Origin of the sequence: Pararcticibacter amylolyticus (genome assembly GCF_003130405.1) — a bacterium.
Classification (GTDB): Bacteria; Bacteroidota; Bacteroidia; order Sphingobacteriales; family Sphingobacteriaceae; genus Arcticibacter; species Arcticibacter amylolyticus.
Map to the genome: position 1 here is coordinate 1 of NZ_QEAS01000082.1, position 881 is coordinate 881.

General features: G+C 59.3%; 1 protein-coding gene. It reads left to right on the forward strand.

Annotated elements, in window-relative coordinates; genetic code table 11:
- Nucleotides 1-881, forward strand: an 881-nt coding sequence (locus tag DDR33_RS25145; RefSeq protein ID WP_202913854.1) for a DUF6443 domain-containing protein, incomplete at both ends; no start/stop codon positions are given.

The following is an 881-nucleotide window of genomic DNA, read 5'->3' on the forward strand; positions in this document are numbered from 1 at the left end:
GGGATCTGCCAGGACAGCCAGGGCAATATCTATGTCGGCAATAATACCGGCAATGTGATCCGCAAGATCGTCGTGACCCCGGCCTTCACCATCAGTCCCGCATTACCCGCCGGCCTGACATTGAATTCCGAGACCGGCACCATCAGCGGGACCCCAACGGTATCCAGTCCTTTAACTACGTATACGATCACCGCCCGCAGCAGCAGCGGTACCGGCAGTACCACTATTACCTTTGCTGTGACCAGTGATGGTCCGCGTCCCAGCCAGGACCAGAACTACATCCTGACGATGACACCCAGGAAACCCTTCGACGGCACGGTCAACCTGATCAACAAAAGCGCATCCGACGTCCAGTCCACCATCCAGTACTTCGATGGCCTGGGCAGGCCCCTTCAGACCGTACAATACAAAGGAGCCCCATCCCAGAACAAGGACCTGGTCGTCCCCAACGAATACGACGCCTTCGGCCGGGAAGCAACGAAATACCTCCCGTATGCCGATGCCAGTAACACCGGCAGCTATAAGGCCGCAGCTCTTAGCAGCCAGCCCGCTTACTACACGTCCCCCGGATCAGGAGTGAGCCCCATTCCATACCCCTTTGCCCAGACCCGCTTTGAGCCTTCGCCCCTGAACAGGGTAGAAGAACAAGGAGCCCCCGGCGCCCCCTGGCAGCTCAGCACCAGCGGCGTGAGCGGATCAGGCCATACCGGCAAGACCGAATACAGCACCAATACCGCCAGCGGAGACCGGTCTGTCCGCCTTTACCGGGCAGAAGCCGTCACCACGGCAGGCCAGCAGCACCAAAGGAACCTGACCACCAGCGGGAACTATCAGGCCAGCCAGCTGTACCTCACCATCAGCAAAGATGAAAACTGGGTAAG